This window comes from Kitasatospora sp. NPDC048715 (genome assembly GCF_043198905.1).
Classification (GTDB): domain Bacteria; phylum Actinomycetota; class Actinomycetes; order Streptomycetales; family Streptomycetaceae; genus Kitasatospora; species Kitasatospora lactacystinica.
Window position 1 is genome coordinate 361,013 of sequence record NZ_JBICVH010000007.1, and the last position, 15,840, is coordinate 376,852.

Consider the following 15,840-nt stretch of genomic DNA (forward strand, 5'->3'; position numbering starts at 1 on the left):
GGACCACTGCCATGGATACAGCGCTCCCGTTCCCCTACCCGCCCGCCCGACCGGTCGGGCCCTTCCCCACCGGCGGCCGGCCCGCCGCGCCGCTGCACCTGCTGCGCCGCCCCTCCACCGCCGAGGGCTTCGCCCTGGACACCACCGCCCCGGAGGAGCAGCACTTCGTGCTGTCGGCCGAACTGCCGGACGACCACGAGCTGTTCACCGACGGTCCGGGCACCTTCCACGACGTCCTGTTCCCGGCGGAGACGATGCACCAGGCGGCGCACTTCATCGCCCAGCAGTACTTCCGGGTCCCGGCCGACCGGCCCGAGGCCTTCGCCTCCAGCAGCGTCGACGTCCTGGACCTCTCGCCGTGGCGCCGCACCGGGCGGGCCGCCCACCTCGCCATGGAGCTCACCCTGACCCCGGGCGACGTGGTCAACGGCGTCCCGCGCGGCCTGGAGTGCGTGGCCCGGGTGGCCATCGACGGAGTGAACTGCGGACTCAACCGGACCAGGCTGGTGTTCGTCATGCCCGGGGTGCACCGCAGCCACCGCGCCCGGGGCCGGCGCGAGAGCCTGAACGACTCCTGCGCGGTGTCCGCGCCCGGCGCGGACGGGGCGCTGCGCCCGGCCCGCGTCGGACGGAGCGACCCGCGCAACGTGCTGGTCGGTCCGCCGCTCAGGGTCCTCGACGGGGAGTTCCTGCTGCCGGTCGACCCGGCCCCGGAGCACGGGCTCTTCCGCGCGGCGGCCGGCGGCCCGATCCCCGGGTCGCTGTTCCTGGAGGCCTCCCGGCAGGCGTCCCTGCTGGTGGCCGCGGAGCTGCACGGCTTCGAGCCCGGCCACGCCGTCCTGACCCACTGGCGGACCTCCTACCGGGGCCTCGGGGACACCGACCTGCCGCTCGCCTGCACGGTCTCCTCCCGCCGCCCCACCCGGGACGCGGCCGGCCGGCCGGTCGCCCGGATGCGGGTCGCCTTCAGCCAGGGCAGCCGGGTCGTCGCCAGTGCCTCCGCCTCCCTCCTGCAGGACTGCTGAACCCGGCCGATCGAAAGGACCATGTGATGCGCTTCCGGATCCTGGGGCCGGTCTCGCTGTCCCCCCGCACGCCGTCCGCCGCCAAACCGCGCGCGCTGCTCGCGACCCTGCTGGTGCGCGCCGGGGAGGTCATCTCCTCGGACAGCCTGATCGACGAGCTCTGGGGGACCGAACCGCCCCGCACCGCGACCACCACCCTCCAGGTGTACATCTCCCAGCTGCGCAAGCTGCTGGCCGAGGGCAGACCCCCCGGGCTGGAGACCGAGGAACTGCTGCTCACCCGGTCCCCGGGGTACCTGCTGCGGGTGCCCGAGGAGGACTTCGACCTGGCCCGCTTCGAGACGCTGCGGGTGGCCGGCCGTACCGCCTACGAGCAGGGCGACTTCGCCGCCGCCTCCCGGCTGCTGCACGACGCGCTGGCGGTGTGGACCGGCCCGGCGCTGTCCGGCGTGCCGCACGGGGTGCGCCTGGAGAGCACCGCCATCCGGCTGGACGAGCTGCGGATGGAGTCGCTCGACCAGCGGATCCGGGCGGACCTGCGGCTCGGCCACCACCGCAAGCTCGCCGGGGAACTGATGGCGCTGGCCACCGAGCACCCGCTGCGGGAGGCGCTGCACGGCCACCTGATGGTGGTGCTGTACCGCACCGACCGCCAGTCGGACGCCCTGCGGGTCTACGCCAGGCTGCGGCGCTCGCTGGTCGAGGAGCTCGGCGTGGAACCCGGGCGCTCGCTCAAGCGCCTCCAGGAGCGGATCCTGCGCTCGGACCCGTCCCTCGACTGGAGACCTCCCGAGCCGGCCGGCGGGTCCGTCGCCCGGGCCGCCTCCCCGACCACCGGGCCGCTGCGGGGGCTGCCCGGCGGGACGGAGAGGCTCATCGGACGCCACGAGGAGACCGCCTCGGCCGAGCGGATGCTGCGCGGCGAGGCCGGCCGGCCGCCGGTGCGGCTGGTGGCGGTGGCCGGACGGGCCGGCGTGGGCAAGACCGCGTTCGCGGTGCAGCTGGCCCGGCAGGTCGCGGACGCGTTCCCGGACGGCCAGGTCCTGGTCCGGCTGCGCGGGCCGCTCGGCCGGCCGCTGACCGCCGACGAGGCGACAACCGCCCTGCTGCGCGGGCTCGGTGGGGGCGACCACGGCGCGGCGGACCAGGTCCCGGCGGACCGCGGGCAGCTCACCGCGGCACTGCAGCGCGCCTTACGGGGGCGCCGGCCGCTGCTGGTGCTCGACGATGCCGGCTCGGAGGAGCAGATCCGCCCCCTGCTGTCGGCGGTCGGCGACTGCTCGGTGATCGTCACCGGCCGGCGGATGCTCTCCGCCCTCGACGGCGCCCGGCACCTCGTCCTCCAGCCGCTGCGCCCGGACGAGGCGATGGAGATGCTCCACGTCGCCGGCGGGGAACTGATGGCGGCCGACCCGGTGGCGGTGGCGGAGATCGCCGGGCTCTGCGGCCACCTGCCGCTGGCCCTGCGGGTCGCGGCGGCCTCGCTGGTCGCCCGTCCGCACACCACCGCCGAGGGCCTGGCGGCCCGGCTGCGCGACGAACGGACCCGGCTGGAGCGGCTGCGCGAGGGCGACCTCGACCTGCGGGCCTGCCTGATGACGGCGTACCAGGAGGCGCGGCCCGAGCAGCAGCGGGCGTTCCGGCTGCTGGGGCTGGCCCCCGTGCCCGACTTCGCGCTGTGGACGGTGGCGGCGCTGCTCGACGTCGAGGCGCCGGTCGCCGAGGAGCTGGTGGAGGGCCTGGTCCGCGCCCAGCTGCTGGAGACCAGGCCGCAGCCGGACGGGCAGGTCCGCTACGGCTTCCACGAGCTGCTGCGGGTGCTCTCCGGGGAACTGCGCCAGCAGGAGCGCACGGACTCGCTGCGCGCGGCGACGGCGCGGCTGGGCGCCGCCTACCTGTCCCTCGCCCGCCGGGCCGACGCGCTGCTCACGCCCGGCCGCAGCCGGCAGCCCGAGGAGCCGGCCGCGGCGCCGCCGTCCGGCGCGGGCGGCCGGGCACCGGCGCCGTGCGCGCCGCTGGCCTGGTTCCGGCAGGAGGCCGCCGGGCTGGTGCAGTCGGTGCGGCTGGCGCACGCGGCCGGGCTGTGGCCCCTGGTGTGGGAGCTGGCGGGCAGTACCGCCGGGTACTTCCAGACCTGCGCGGTCTGGGACCAGTGGGAGACCTCCCACCGGCTCGCGCTGGACGCCGCGCGCCGGGCGGGCTCCCCGGCCGCCGAGGCGGCGGTGCTCCACTCCCTGGGCGACCTCGCCTGGCAGCGGCGCGAGGCGGACCGGGCGCTCGGCCGGTACGGCGAGGCCCGCCGGCTGTTCGGCCTGGCCGGAGACCGGCTCGGGGCCGCGCGCTGCCGGATCGGCGAGGCCGACGTGCTGCTCGGCCGGGGCCGCCTGACGACCGCCGCCCGGCGGTACGGCCGGGCGCTGGCCCTCTGCTCGGCCGGCCACGACCTGCGGGGGGTCGTGGCCGCGCTGGGCGGTCTGGCGATGGTGAACCTGCACCAGGGGCTCCCGCTCGGCGCGCTCCGGCTGCTCGACGAGTGCGGGAGGGCCGCCGAACGGCTCGGCGACCGCCGCTGGGCCACCTACGCCCGCCGCACCGCGGAGCGGATCGCCGGTCCGGACGGGCGGGCGGCCGCCGTGGAGGTCCGCCCGGGCATGTGGCTGCTCGACCCGGGCCGCCCGTCGTTCGCCCCGGCCGGCGCCGGGCGGACCGGCGGGCCGCTCGCCCGGCAGCTCCCCCAGCGGCTCTGAGCCGCGCTGAGGGCCGGCCCGCGCGGGCCGGCCCTCAGCGAGACCCGACCGTCCGCGCCCGGGCGGCGCCGGCCGGCGGCCGGCGCCGCCCCTCGCTCAGGCGGGCGCGCAGCAGGGAGAGGATCAGCCACCGGCGCATCGCCCCGACGTGTCCCGGGGAGCCGTGGACGTCGTCGAAGACCTTGAACCGGGCCCGCGGTGCCAGCAGCGCGAGCCGGCGGTGCTCGCCCTGCGGGATGATCTCGTCGCGGGAACTGGCCACGTAGTCGACCGGGATGTCCACGGATCCGAGCTGGGCCGGGGTGAGCGGGAAGTCGGCCAGGACGTCCCGGAGTTCGTCCCGGTCCGCGGTCCGGGTGAGCCGGCGCAGGGTCTCCACGGTGATGCCGGGGACCTCGGGCCACCAGGCGGAGTCGGTGAAGAACCCGGCGACGGGCGCCCCGACGGTGTGGATGCTGCGGATGCGGGGGTCCTCGGCGGCGGCCCGCAGCGCCAGGTGCCCGCTGAAGCTGAGGGCGAGCGCCGCCGTCTCGGCGACCCGCGCGCGGTCGGCCAGCCGGTCCAGCAGGTACGGCAGCAGGCGCCAGGAGTCGGCACGGTAGGGAAGCGTGTTCTCGCCGACCCCGGGCAGTTCGGTGGCGACGGCGGCGAAGCCGAGCCGGGCGAACAGCGGAAGCGTCGGAGCCCACTGCTCCTTGACGCTGACGATGCCTCCCATGATCAGCAGCAGCGGCCGCGGCCGGTCGGCCGACAGGCCGGACGCCCAGGCCGCCAGGTTGCCGTCCGGGTGTTCGAACTCCAGCCGCTCGATGCCGTTGCGGCCGGTGCGCCGCCAGGTGTCGAAGGCGTCGACGCAGCGGCGCTGGGCCTCCAGCCGGTCCTCGTCGCCGTGGTACGGGAAGCGGGCGAGCGCGTAGCGCCGGCAGGCGTCGAGCGGGCGGCCGGCCCGCAGCCGGTCGCCCTCGGCGGTCCACACCCGCGCCCAGGAGCCGGGGTCGCCGGGTTCGTCCCCGGTGATCCGGGACAGTACGGACCGGACGTACTGCTCCGTCAGGCCCTGGCCGCGTCCGTGCAGCCGGGCGAACTCCTTGAGCTCTGCCAGATGGTCCATGGTGCGTCCTCGGGTGGGCGGTAGGCGGGGGGCGGGGGCGGGGGCGGGGTGGTCGGCGCGGGCCGGGCCGGGGGCGGCCCCGGCCCGGCCCCGCCCGGAAGGACCGTGCGGGTGGCGGCTCAGGCCGTCCCCGCGGCGCCGGCGGGGCGGTCCGGGCCCGCGCCGTCCTCGAAGCCCTCCAGGGCCTGCTTGAGGTCGGCGAGGACGTCGGCGGCGAGGGCGCCGTCGATGACCCGGTGGTCGAAGGTGAGGCCGAGCCGCATCAGCGGGGCCACCTCGACCCGGCCGTCCCGCACCACGGGCCGGTCGAGCACCCGGCCGGCGTTCAGCGTCACCGCGGTGCCTCCGCTGGCGTGGAAGCCGTCCACCGGGCGGTGCCCGAGCGAGCTGACCGCGACGGTGCCCAGGACGCCGGGGCGGCGCCGGGGGCTGCGCAGCGCGGCGGCGAAGGCCAGCCGGCCGAGCGGGACCGGCAGCCGGCCCAGCATCCGCACGCCGCGGAACTCCGGGAGGTCGGCGGCGGCGATGTCCCGGTAGCGGTCGATCCGCGCCTGGATGGCGGGCAGGTCGGCGCTCTCCAGGCCCGGCAGCAGTGCGGAGAGCACGGTGCGCTCGCCGTCCACCGGGCGGTCGAGGGCGAGCTTGGCGGTGACGCCGGTGAAGCGGACCGTCCGGGGGCCCCGCAGGCCGGGCCAGCCCGGGGCCAGGACGGCGTTGGCCTCGGGGTGGCGGTCCAGCACGCGGCCGGTGGCGTGCAGCAGGTAGGCGACCACCGAGTAGCGGTTCCCGGCCGCCCCGGCCTCGGCGCGGTGGTGCTGGACGCGGGTCATGTCGACCTCGGTGTCCAGGTGCACCGGGCGCTGCCGGGCGGCGTGCTCCAGGAAGTAGAGGGTGTGCCGCCGGCGGCGCTCGGGGTGCGGGCGGGCGGCGGTCACCGGTCGACCGCCAGCCGGTAGATCTCCTCCAGGCTGCGGGCCTCCATCACCCGTCCGACCGGCAGCGGGCGGCCGGTGCTCCGCTCCAGCGCGGTGACCAGCTTGAGCAGGTAGAGGGAGTCCCACTCGGGGATCCGGTCGAGGTCGGCGGCGATGTCCCCGTCCGCCAGCGGGATGCCCAGTTCCTCGCGGACCAGGCGGGCGAACTCGTCGACGGTCTGCATCATGCGTCCAATCGGTGACGGAGTGTCACATCTTCTCCAGGGCGAAGCCCGCCTTGATCCACTTGCTGGACTCCACGGCCACCGCGAGGGCCTTCTCGCCGCGGGACATCTGCCCCAGCAGCCGCTCCAGCTGGAGGAAGGGCAGCGCGTTGCCGTTGTTGCCGGTGTCCGCGACGCAGGACACCTCGGTGGCACCGGGCACGTCGAGCTGCTCGTGGATGCGGCGGGTCATCCGGCCGGAGAGCTGCGGGGGCAGCAGGTAGTCGAGCTCCTCGGCGGACCAGTCCAGGTCGTCGAGCAGCTCCCAGAGGATCTCCACCGCCATCACCGGGACGAACTCCTCGATGGCCTTGTAGTCCTCCCGGACGGCCTGCCGGTCGTCGTACCGGTCGGCCAGGCCGAACCAGTCGATGACCTGGCCGGGTTCCCGGCCGAGGCCGGTGAACCGGTTGAGCACCCGGCGCAGCGCCACCGCCTCGCCCCTGGGCTCGGCGGTGAGCACCGCGGCGCCGGCGCCGTCGCCGAAGAGCACGTAGTTGACCAGGTCGCTCGGCGCCGCGCCGGCCAGGTCCCGGTCGAGGTCGAGGTGCTTGCTGCAGACGTCGCCGCCGATCACCAGGCCGGCCCGGTGGCCCTCGCCGGCGATCAGGGTCCGGCCGAGCCCGAGCGCCTGGACGGCACCGGCGCAGCCGGACTGGAGCTGGTACGTGGGCACCTGGTCCAGGCCGAGCTGGTCGGCGATGTGGTTGACGGTGGCGGGCATCAGGTGGTCCGGGGTCGCGGTGCCGAGCACCACGAAACCGATCTCCGCCGGGTCGATCCCGGCGGCGGCGACGGCCCGGGCGCCGGCCTGGGCGCACAGGTCGGCGAGCGACCAGCGCACCGTGCCGGTGGCGAGGTCGCGGGCGAAGTGGCGGGTGCGGGTGCCGATGAAGAGGTCGATCCACTCCTCGTTGACCCCCAGCACCTTGGCGAGCGCGGCGTTGTCGACCGGGTCGCCGGGCAGGGCGGTCCCGACCGAGGCGAGGTACGCCTGGACGGGATCGCGCTCGGGTGGCGGCTGCATGGTGTGCGGTCCTTTCTGCGGGACGGGTTCAGACGGCGGCGGTGTGCCGTTCGCCCAGGAAGCCGATGAGGTCGCCGACCGAGGACAGCCGGGGCAACAGGTCCTCCACGCTCAGCGGTTCGAGGCCGGTCAGCCGCTCCTCGATGCGCTTCTTGAGCTCCATGACCATCACCGAGTCGAAGCCGAGGTCCTCGAAGAGCCGTGCGTGCGGGGTGATCTCCTCGGGCGCGTAGCTGCCCACCTGCGCCACGGCGGCCAGGACGGCGCCGGCCACCGGGTCCGGGGCCCGGAGGCCCGGGTCGGACCCGGCCGGCCGCGGGTCGGCGGCGGACGGGACGGTCGCGGACGGGACGAGCGCGGACGGGTCGGAGGCGGACGGAACGGACGTGGACCGAACGGGCGGGCGGGCCCAGAACCGGCGGTCGTCGGCGAAGGCGTACGGGGCCAGCCGGTGCGCCCTGCGGTCCTCCTCGGCGTACACCGCGTGCCAGTCCGGGTCGGCCCCGCCGCGGAACAGCTCGGCGACGGCCTCGGCCAGCTCCCGCCCGCCGGCCTGCTCGCCCGGCACCGGCAGGACGCCGCGCGGGCCCGCCCCGGCGGGGGCACCGCCCAGCCGGCGGGCCATCGGGACGAGCACCGGCCGCGGGCCGACCTCCAGCAGGTGGGTCGGCGCCTCCGCGAGCAACTGCCGTGCGGCGTCCGCGAACAGCACCGGAGCGCCGATGTGCTCGACCCAGTAGGCCGCGTCCATCGGCTCGGCCTCCAGCAGCCTGCCGCGCAGCGTGGAGTACACCGGCAGGGCCGGGACGCTCCCGCCGGCCTCCTCCGCGACCGCGGCGAAGCGTTCCAGCACGGGCTCCATCAACGGCGAGTGGAAGGCGTGCGAGACCTCCAGGCGGCGCGAGCGCACCCCGGCGCGGGTCAGCTCCTCCTCGATCCGGGCCAGCGCCGCGAGGTCTCCGGAGAGCACGGTGGCCGTGGGCCCGTTGACGGCGGCGATCCCGATCAGCGGTTCGCCGGCGATCCGCTCGGCCAGGACGGCGGCCTCCGCGCGCACCGCCAGCATCCCGCCGCCCGCGGGGAGTTCCTGCATCAGCCGGCCGCGCGCCGAGACCAGCCGGGCCGCCTGCTCCAGCGGCAGCGCGTCGGCGAGCACCGCGGCCGCGTACTCGCCGATGCTGTGGCCGAGCAGCATCCCGGGGCGCACCCCGAGTTCGGTCAGGGTGGCGGCCAGCGCGTAGCCGACCGCGAACAGGGACGGCTGCGCCCAGCCGGTGCGGTGGACGGCGGGGTCCGCGGCGAGCAGCAGGTCGCGCACCGAGCCCTCGGTGTGCGGCCGGAGCGCCTCGTCCGCCCGGTCGAGGTGGCGGCGGAACAGCGGGGCGTCGCGGTAGAGGCCGGCCGCCATGCCCGGGTACTGCGAGCCCTGCCCGGTGAAGAGCAGGGCCACCCGCGGGCGCCCGCCCGGCCCGCCGGTGAGGCGGGTCAGCAGGTCCTCGTCGTCGGCCGCCCGGCGCAGGACGGCCGCCAGGTCGGCGGTGTCGGTGGCCGGTACGGCGAAGCGGTGCCGGTGGCCGGTCTTGAGCCGGGTGCTGCTCCAGCCCACGGCGCCGACCGGGGTCACCCGGTGGCGCTGGAGGGCGTCGGCCTGCGCCACCAGGTTGCGGCGCAGCGCCTGCGCGGTGGGCGCGGTCAGGGTGAACACCGCCGCCCCGAGGCCGGTGGGCCGGGCGGCGGATCCGGCCGTGGGCCGGGCGGCGCCGCCGGGCGCGGACTCCAGCACCGCGTGGGCGTTGGTGCCGCCCATGCCGAAGCTGCTGAGGCCGCCGACGGTGGTTCCGGCCGCCAGCCGCAGGGGCGCCTTGAGCAGCCGCAGGCCGTACTTGGAGAGTTTCAGCGCCGGGTTCTCCCTGGCGGCGAACCGGCTGGCGGGCACCACCCGGTGGTGCAGGGAGAGCGCCACCTTGATGAGTCCGGCGATCCCGGCGGCGCCCTCGGTGTGGCCGAGGTTGCCCTTGACCGAGCCGAGGGCCAGCGGCTTGCCGGTGCGGTCGGCGTGCAGGTCGCCGAGCGCCTTGACCTCGATCATGTCGCCGAGCACGGTGCCGGTGCCGTGGCCCTCGGTGAAGGCGACGTCGGACGGCTCGACCCCGGCCCGGCGGTAGGCGGAGGCCAGCACCTCCTGCTGCGACCAGCGGTTGGGCGCGGTGAGGCCGTTGCTGCGCCCGTCCTGGTTGACGGCGGTGCCGCGGATCACCGCGTACACCGGCTGCCCGTCGGCGATCGCGTCCTCGAGGCGGCGCAGCACCACCGCGCCGACGCCCTCGCCGCGGCCGATGCCGTCGGCGTCGGCACTGAAGGGCTTGCAGCGGCCGTCGGGCGCGGAGAGCCCGGCCTGGGTGTAGAAGATGCCGAGGGCCGGCGTGAGGGCGATGTTCACCCCGGCCGCGACGGCGGTGTCGCACTCCCCCGCGAGCAGGGCGTTGCACGCCAGGTGGACGGCGACCAGCGAGGAGGAGCAGGCCGTGTCCACGGCCAGGCTCGGGCCCTTGAGGTCGAGGTGGTAGGAGATCCGGTTGGCGGTCATGCAGTAGCCGTTGCCGGATCCGACCTGCGCGGTGACCCGCGCGTAGTCGGTGAGGTGGAGGTGGGCCCACTCGTTGCCCATGATGCCGACGAAGACCCCGGTGTCGGTCCCGGCCAGGCTCTGCGGCGCGATTCCGGCGTCCTCGACCGCGCGCCAGGCGCACTGCAGGACCAGCCGCTGCTGGGGGTCCATCGCGGCGGCCTCGCGCGGCGAGATCGCGAAGAACTCGTGGTCGAAGGCGTCCGGGTCGGTGATGAAGCCGCCGCTGGTGGTGTTGGAGTGCCCCTCGGCGCCTTCGGGCGAGTAGAAGTCGTCGGCGTTCCACCGCTGTTCGGGCACCCGTCCGACGCCGTCACCGGAGCGCATCAGCAGGTCCCAGTACGCGGCGGGGTCCGGTGCGCCGGGGAAGCGGCAGTCGATGCCGACGATGGCGACGGGCTGCATCATGCCTCTCCCACGGTGGCGCGCAGCTCCTCCACCAGGTATCCGGCGAGCGCGTCGACGGTCGGGTAGTCCCAGGCCACGGTGGGCTCCAGGACGAGGTCGAAGTCCTCCTCGATGTCGCCGCACAGGCTCAGCGCGGCGACCGAGTCCAGGCCGTACTCGGCGAGCGGGACGCCGGGGGCGATCTCGTCGGCCGGGCGCTTCAGGTAGAGGGAGATCCGGTCGGCGAGCCAGCCGGTCAGGGTCTCGACGGTGTGCTCGCCGAGGGTGGCCGGAAGGCCGGTGGTGGGGACGGTCATGAGGTGCTCCTCGCTGCGTGGGAAAGGACGGGGCGGCCGGTCAGCCGGCCAGCGGGGTGTCGTAGAGGTCGTAGCCGCGGCGCTCGTGGAAGCGGCGCAGCAGTTCCTGGTGGACCTTCTCCTCGCAGCCGGCCGGCAGGTCGGCCGGGCGGCGTCCGAGGCGCCGGGCGAGCCGGTGCAGGGCGGCCGCGGCCCAGGAGGGGTCGGCGAGGAAGGGGTCGGTGCCGTCGGCCCGGGCCGCGCGCCGGACGCCGAGGACGGCGGCCGCGGCGAGGACCACCGCGTAGCGGTCGGCCAGGGCGAAGGCGCCGGGGCCGGCCAGGGCGGTGCGGTCCTGGGGGGCGAGGGCGAGGCTGTCCTGCTGGATCCGCCGCAGCTCGTCCACCATGGCGAGCGCGAGGGTCCGCAGGGCCCGCTCCTCGGGCGCCGGGTCGGGCCGGTCGTCGCGGGAGGCGACCAGCGAGGCGCTGAGGCTGTCCCGTCCGGCGGCGAGGGTGAGCCGGTCGAAGGGGATCCCGGGCAGGTCCGTGCGGGTCTCGAAGAGCGCCGCGGGCGCCTCGTCGCCGGTGAACCAGGCCCGCCGGGCGAGCCTGGCCAGCTGCGGGACGACGGTGGCCTGGCAGGCCGCCGAGCCGGCGTGGCCGAGGCTGAGCACCGGGAGGTCGCGCAGGTGCTTCTGGAAGGCGCCGAACTCGCCGTCGCGGAGGTAGAACCGGGCGCCGAGCACGATCGACAGGTCGTGCATGACCTCCGTCAGCACCTTGGGCACCAGGTACTTGACGACGGCGGCGGACACGCTGGTCTCCTCCGGCAGGAGGTGCACGGCGCGGGTTCCGACCAGCGAGAGGCTGTCGCAGACCAGCAGGTCCAGGAAGGCGCCGGTGAGGGTGGAGCGGGCGTGCGGGATCTCCGCCACCGGGCGCCGGTAGAGGCGCCGGCCCAGGGCGAACCCGACGACGGTTCGCAGGCCGGTGTCGGCGGCTCCGAGCGCCATCCCGGGCAGGACGCTGCGGGTGATCTGGAAGGAGCGCAGCGCCAGTTCCGCGCCCTGGCCCTGCTCGCCGACCAGGGTGGCGGCCGGGACGGGGCAGTCGTCGAAGTCCAGGCCGGAGATCCGGCAGCCGCGCACCCCGGCGGTGGGGTGGCGGGGCAGGGTGGCGAAGCGGGCCGGGTCGAGCTGGTCGCGCTCCGCCAGCAGGACCGAGTGGCTGCGGGCGCCGGGCGCGTCGTCGGTGCGGGCGAACAGCGCGAAGGCGGCGGCCCGGTCGGCGTTGTTGATGACCTGTTTGCGGCCGTGCAGCCGGTAGCCGCCGGGCTCGGGCCGGGCCCGGAAGTCGTTGCGCAGGAAGTCGTTGCCGTGCGCCAGCTCGTGGTAGGCGACCGAGACCTTGGCGCCGCCGAGCAGCAGTTCGGCCAGCCGGGCGCGCTGCTGCGCGCTGCCCGCGGTCCAGACGTTGACGGCCGCCATGAACGAGGTGACGCCGTAGCCGAGGCCGAGTGCGACGTCGCGCCGGAAGACCGGCCGCAGGGTGCGGGCCAGGGTGTCGATCCGGGTGAGCCGCCCGCCGAGTTCGGCGGGGACGAATTCGGCGGTCAGGCGGAGGTCGTCCAGCAGTTGTTCGCCGGCCCCGGACAGCTCGCCGGCCTCGTCGGCGGCCAGCAGCCGTTCGGTGCCGACCGGGTTGGCCGGGTCGCCCGGGTCGCCGAAGCGGCGTTCGAGTTCGGCGACCCGGTCCCGGGCCGCGGTCTCCTGGGCCCCCTCCCGGGGGCGGTCGGCGGGGGCCTCCGGACGGGGGAGTCCGGGGGCCGCGGAATCGGTCAGCATGGCGCCCCCTCGGCAGGACGGTCGTCGGTGGGTGCGGGGCGGTGCAGCCGCAGCGGGAGCAGGGAGTGCAGCTCGCCGGCCGCCCGGGTGTCGCGCAGCCGTGCCAGCAGCGCGGGGTAGGCCTCCGGCCGGGGGCCGTCCTGCTCGCCGAGCCGGACCAGCAGCCGGTCCAGGGCGGGCCACAGCCAGACGCCGTCGCGCCAGAGCGCGCCGGTGCGTCCCCGGGCGGCGGCCCGGTGGTTGTGCGCCCACAGGCCCAGGCAGGCGGCGCCCGCCAGGCAGAGGCTGTAGCGCCGGGCGACCTCGAAGGCGGCGGTCGGCACGTCGGAGACCGGGGAGCGGTGGGCGGCCATCTCGGCGTGGACGCGGCCGGTCGCGGCGAGCAGCAGTTCGGCGGCCTCCAGGGCGCCGTCGAGCGCGGGGTCGTGCCCGGCCTCGGCGCGCAGGGCGGCCACGGAGGCCGGCAGCGACGCGACGATGCCGCTGCCGCCCTTGGCGACCAGGGAGAGCCGGGACGGGTCCAGGGCCGGCAGCGGCGCGGCCAGGTCGAAGGCGGTGGCGGCCCCGGCGGTGTCCCCGGTGCCCCGTTCCCAGCCGCGGGACAGTGAACGGAACTGGTTGACCAGGGAGTTGAGGTTGACCAGGGTGTTGCCGTCGAAGAGTCCGACGATCCGGTGGTCCCGGTCGACCTTCTGGAACATGCCGCCGGCGTGCTCCCCCTTGAGGAAGGCGCGGGCGCCCAGCAGCCGGGTCAGTTCGGCGATGACCTGCTCGGTGCCGGTGGGCACCAGGTACTTGGTGGCGGCGGCGGCCACGCCGAGCTCGCCGGTGAGGGTGTGGACCGAACGGATCGCGACCGTCGCCAGCGCCTCGCCGACCAGCACGTCGGCGGCGGCCGAGGCGAGCACCTGCCGCGCCTGCGGCAGGTCCACCAGGCGGCGGCCGTACAGCTCCCGCCGCTCGGCGAAGTCCAGGGCCAGCGCGAGGGCGTGGTCGGCGGCGCCCAGCGACAGCGCGGCGCACATCGTCCGGGTCAGCTGGAGCGCCTTGAGCACCGTCTCCAGGCCGCCGCCCTCGGTGCCGACGAGGGCGGTGGCCGGCACCGGGGCCCGGTCGTAGGCGATGCCGCTGATGTCGGCGCCGCGGATGCCGTGGGTGCGGATCTTGTCGAGGCAGCGGTAGTGCTCCGGGCCGAGGCCGCGCTTGTCCATCAGCAGCACGCTGAACCCGCGCGGGCCGCCGGCCGGGTCGGTGCGTACGAGCGCGGACAGGACGCTGCCCCGGGTGGCGTTGTTGATCAGCCACTTCTCGCCGCTGACCAGCCAGCCCCCGGCGCCGTCCGGTTCGCCGTGCACCTCGTCGGCGAGCAGGTCGCTGCCGTGCGCCCGCTCGGTGAGGCCCAGCGACACCGGGACGCCGGCGCGGATGTCCGCGGCCAGCCGGGCGGCCTGCTCGGGGCTGCCCGACACCCAGACGCAGACGCCGCCCAGGTAGGTCTTGCCGTGGCCGATCGCCACGGTGAGGTCGCGGCGGGCGACGGTCCGCATGACCTGCATGACGGTCTCGTAGTCGGTGAGCCGGCCGCCGTGCTCGGCGGGCACGTAGTGGTCCTGGAGGCGCCAGTCCTCCAGGACCCGGCAGATGTCGGCCGGGAAGGTCTCGCTCTCGTCCAGCTCCAGGCTGCGGGCGTACGAGAACACGGTGCCGGGGGCGTCCGGGTCGCCGAGGAACTGTTCGAGCTCCTCGGCGACGCGGTACGGCGCGTGGTCCATGTCAGCCCACCGGTTCCGGGTCGCGGGTGCCGACGAGCTCGCGCACCGCCGGGTCGAGCACGGCGTGCAGCGGGGTGACGGCGCCCTCCAGGAACAGCTTGCGCATCAGGGTCCGCTGGATCTTGCCGCTGGTGGTGCGGCGGACGGTGCCCGGGCGCACCAGCAGGACGTTGCCCGCGGGCACCGCGAACTCCCGGCTGACCAGGGCCTGGACGGTGGCGGTGAGCTTCTTGAGGTCCTGGTCCGCCAGGGCGCTCGGGCGGACCTCGTGGATCACCACCAGGTGCTCCTGGCCGGTGTCGACGGCGAAGACCGCTCCGGCGCCGAAGGCCGTCGGCTCCAGGGCGCGCACCGCGTTCTCCACGTCGTACGGGTAGATGTTGCGGCCGTTGATCAGGATCATCTCCTTCAGCCGGCCGGTGACGAACAGTTCGCCGCGCTCCACCGCGCCCAGGTCGCCGGTCCGCAGCCAGCGGCCGAGCTCCTCCGCGCCGGCGATCCGGGCGCCGAACACCTCCGCGTTGACCTCGGGGCGGTCCCAGTAGCCGGAGGAGACGCTGGCGCCGCGCACCCAGATCTCGCCGACCTCGCGCTCGGGGCGTTCCGCACGGGTCTGCGGGTCGACGATGCGCACCTCGAAGTCCTCGGAGCCCACGACGCCGCTGGAGGCCAGGGCCCGCGTCGGCTCCCGGAGGAACGGCCCCTCCAGCCGGCCCGCCTCCAGGCCCGCGGCGTCCACCTCGCGCAGCACCGCCGGCCGGCCGTGCCGCTTGCCGGAGACCAGCAGCGTGGTCTCGGCCATGCCGTAGCAGGGGAAGAACGTGTCGGCCCGGAAGCCGTACGGCCCGAAGCGCTCGGCGAAGGCCCGCAGGGTGTCGGCGCGGACCGGCTCCGCGCCGTTGCAGGCGACCTGCCAGCTGGACAGGTCGATGCCCTCCAGGTGGGCGTCGGTCACCCGCCGCAGGCAGAGGTCGTAGGCGAAGTTGGGGGCGGCGGAGATGGTCACCCGGTGCTCGCCGATCAGTTCCAGCCAGCGCACCGGACGGCGCAGGAAGGAGGTCGGGGACATCAGCACCGCGCTGGTGCCCAGCCACAGCGGCTGGAGCACGTGCCCGATCAGGCCCATGTCGTGGTAGAAGGGCAGCCAGCCGCCCAGCACGGTGTCCGGGCCGCTGCCGGTGGAGCGCTGGATGGCGGCCTCGTTGGCCAGCAGGTTGGCGTGCGAGACCATCACGCCCTTGGGCTCGCTGGTCGAGCCGGAGGTGTACTGGAGGAAGGCCAGGTCCTCGGGGCGCAGCCCCGGGTCGCGCCAGGCGGCGGCGTCGCCCACCGGCCCGTCCGTGGCGAGGCAGAGCACGTCGGAGAAGCCCTCGTCCGCCAGCCACGCCCCGACGTCCGGCGCGTGCTTGCCGATGGTCAGCACGGCGCCGACCCGGGCGTCCCGGACGATCCCGGACACCCGCTGGAAGTGCTGGCCCTGCTCCGTGGGCAGGGGCGCCGGGACGGCCACCGCGCCCGCGTACAGGCAGCCGACGAACGCCGTCAGGAACTCCAGTCCCGACGGGTACAGCAGCAGCACCTGCCGGCCGGTCATCCCCCGGTCCTGCAGCCAGGCCGCCAGCTCCTTCGCCGACCGGTCCAGGCCCGCGTACGTGAGCCGTTCCGGTTCCACCCCCCGCACCCCGTTCTCCAGGAACAGGTAGGCGTCCGCATCCCCACGCTCTGCCGCCCGCGCGAGCACCAGCTCCGCGAACGATCGGAAACCCGCCACCGTCAATCCCCCTCGTTCGGTCGACACGTCCGGA

At 76.0% G+C, this 15,840-nt stretch carries 11 protein-coding genes; 2 read left to right on the forward strand and 9 right to left on the reverse strand.

Features of this window, described 5'->3' with window-relative positions:
- Positions 1-11 precede the first annotated feature (11 nt).
- Both ACGFSC_RS16540 and ACGFSC_RS16545 read left to right on the forward strand, forming a co-directional pair.
- Entirely contained in the window at positions 12-1,025 is a 1,014-nt protein-coding gene (locus ACGFSC_RS16540; RefSeq protein WP_359897594.1) for an AfsA-related hotdog domain-containing protein, read from the forward strand.
- Between the two features lie 26 nt (positions 1,026-1,051).
- Positions 1,052-3,772 (forward strand): BTAD domain-containing putative transcriptional regulator, encoded by a 2,721-nt coding sequence (locus tag ACGFSC_RS16545; protein WP_380636671.1) that lies wholly within the window; start codon positions 1,052-1,054, stop codon positions 3,770-3,772.
- Positions 3,773-3,806: 34 nt separating this feature from the next.
- Here ACGFSC_RS16545 and ACGFSC_RS16550 read toward each other — a convergent pair whose 3' ends face one another.
- From ACGFSC_RS16550 to ACGFSC_RS16590, 9 genes are all read right to left on the reverse strand, one after another.
- Positions 3,807-4,883, reverse strand: a complete 1,077-nt coding sequence (locus ACGFSC_RS16550; protein WP_392863507.1) for an alpha/beta fold hydrolase — start codon at positions 4,881-4,883, stop codon at positions 3,807-3,809.
- 119 nt (positions 4,884-5,002) lie between these two features.
- Positions 5,003-5,818, reverse strand: a complete 816-nt coding sequence (locus ACGFSC_RS16555; RefSeq protein WP_359914406.1) for a 2-oxo acid dehydrogenase subunit E2 — start codon at positions 5,816-5,818, stop codon at positions 5,003-5,005.
- Positions 5,815-6,045: an acyl carrier protein gene (locus ACGFSC_RS16560; protein ID WP_359914409.1), complete on the reverse strand. Its 231-nt coding sequence runs from the start codon at positions 6,043-6,045 to the stop codon at positions 5,815-5,817. The genes ACGFSC_RS16555 and ACGFSC_RS16560 overlap by 4 nt, the downstream gene beginning before the upstream one ends.
- Before the next feature lie 22 nt (positions 6,046-6,067).
- Positions 6,068-7,108, reverse strand: coding sequence for a 3-oxoacyl-ACP synthase III family protein (locus ACGFSC_RS16565; protein WP_359914412.1), 1,041 nt, complete (start codon positions 7,106-7,108; stop codon positions 6,068-6,070).
- A 28-nt stretch (positions 7,109-7,136) separates the two neighbouring features.
- A complete protein-coding gene (locus ACGFSC_RS16570; protein WP_359914435.1) occupies positions 7,137-10,139 on the reverse strand; it encodes a beta-ketoacyl synthase N-terminal-like domain-containing protein in 3,003 nt (1,000 codons plus the stop codon).
- Positions 10,139-10,438 (reverse strand): acyl carrier protein, encoded by a 300-nt coding sequence (locus tag ACGFSC_RS16575; protein ID WP_359914414.1) that lies wholly within the window; start codon positions 10,436-10,438, stop codon positions 10,139-10,141. The genes ACGFSC_RS16570 and ACGFSC_RS16575 overlap by 1 nt, the downstream gene beginning before the upstream one ends.
- 40 nt (positions 10,439-10,478) lie before the next feature.
- Positions 10,479-12,263 (reverse strand): acyl-CoA dehydrogenase, encoded by a 1,785-nt coding sequence (locus tag ACGFSC_RS16580; RefSeq protein ID WP_359914416.1) that lies wholly within the window; start codon positions 12,261-12,263, stop codon positions 10,479-10,481.
- On the reverse strand, positions 12,257-14,035 hold the full coding sequence (locus tag ACGFSC_RS16585) for an acyl-CoA dehydrogenase family protein (protein WP_359914419.1): 1,779 nt from the start codon (positions 14,033-14,035) through the stop codon (positions 12,257-12,259). Before ACGFSC_RS16585 ends, ACGFSC_RS16580 begins: the two co-directional genes overlap by 7 nt.
- 1 nt (position 14,036) lies before the next feature.
- A complete protein-coding gene (locus tag ACGFSC_RS16590) occupies positions 14,037-15,806 on the reverse strand; it encodes a fatty acyl-AMP ligase (protein ID WP_359914422.1) in 1,770 nt (589 codons plus the stop codon).
- Positions 15,807-15,840 lie beyond the last annotated feature (34 nt).

What these genes read in the sequence shown, in the direction of transcription:
- ACGFSC_RS16540 (WP_359897594.1), top strand. Translation starts at nt 12, where the DNA reads ATGGATACAGCGCTCCCGTTCCCCTACCCGCCCGCCCGACCGGTCGGG.
- ACGFSC_RS16545 (WP_380636671.1), top strand. Translation starts at nt 1,052, where the DNA reads ATGCGCTTCCGGATCCTGGGGCCGGTCTCGCTGTCCCCCCGCACGCCG.
- ACGFSC_RS16550 (WP_392863507.1), bottom strand. Translation starts at nt 4,883, where the DNA reads ATGGACCATCTGGCAGAGCTCAAGGAGTTCGCCCGGCTGCACGGACGC.
- ACGFSC_RS16560 (WP_359914409.1), bottom strand. Translation starts at nt 6,045, where the DNA reads ATGATGCAGACCGTCGACGAGTTCGCCCGCCTGGTCCGCGAGGAACTG.
- ACGFSC_RS16565 (WP_359914412.1), bottom strand. Translation starts at nt 7,108, where the DNA reads ATGCAGCCGCCACCCGAGCGCGATCCCGTCCAGGCGTACCTCGCCTCG.
- ACGFSC_RS16570 (WP_359914435.1), bottom strand. Translation starts at nt 10,139, where the DNA reads ATGCAGCCCGTCGCCATCGTCGGCATCGACTGCCGCTTCCCCGGCGCA.
- ACGFSC_RS16575 (WP_359914414.1), bottom strand. Translation starts at nt 10,438, where the DNA reads ATGACCGTCCCCACCACCGGCCTTCCGGCCACCCTCGGCGAGCACACC.
- ACGFSC_RS16580 (WP_359914416.1), bottom strand. Translation starts at nt 12,263, where the DNA reads ATGCTGACCGATTCCGCGGCCCCCGGACTCCCCCGTCCGGAGGCCCCC.
- ACGFSC_RS16585 (WP_359914419.1), bottom strand. Translation starts at nt 14,035, where the DNA reads ATGGACCACGCGCCGTACCGCGTCGCCGAGGAGCTCGAACAGTTCCTC.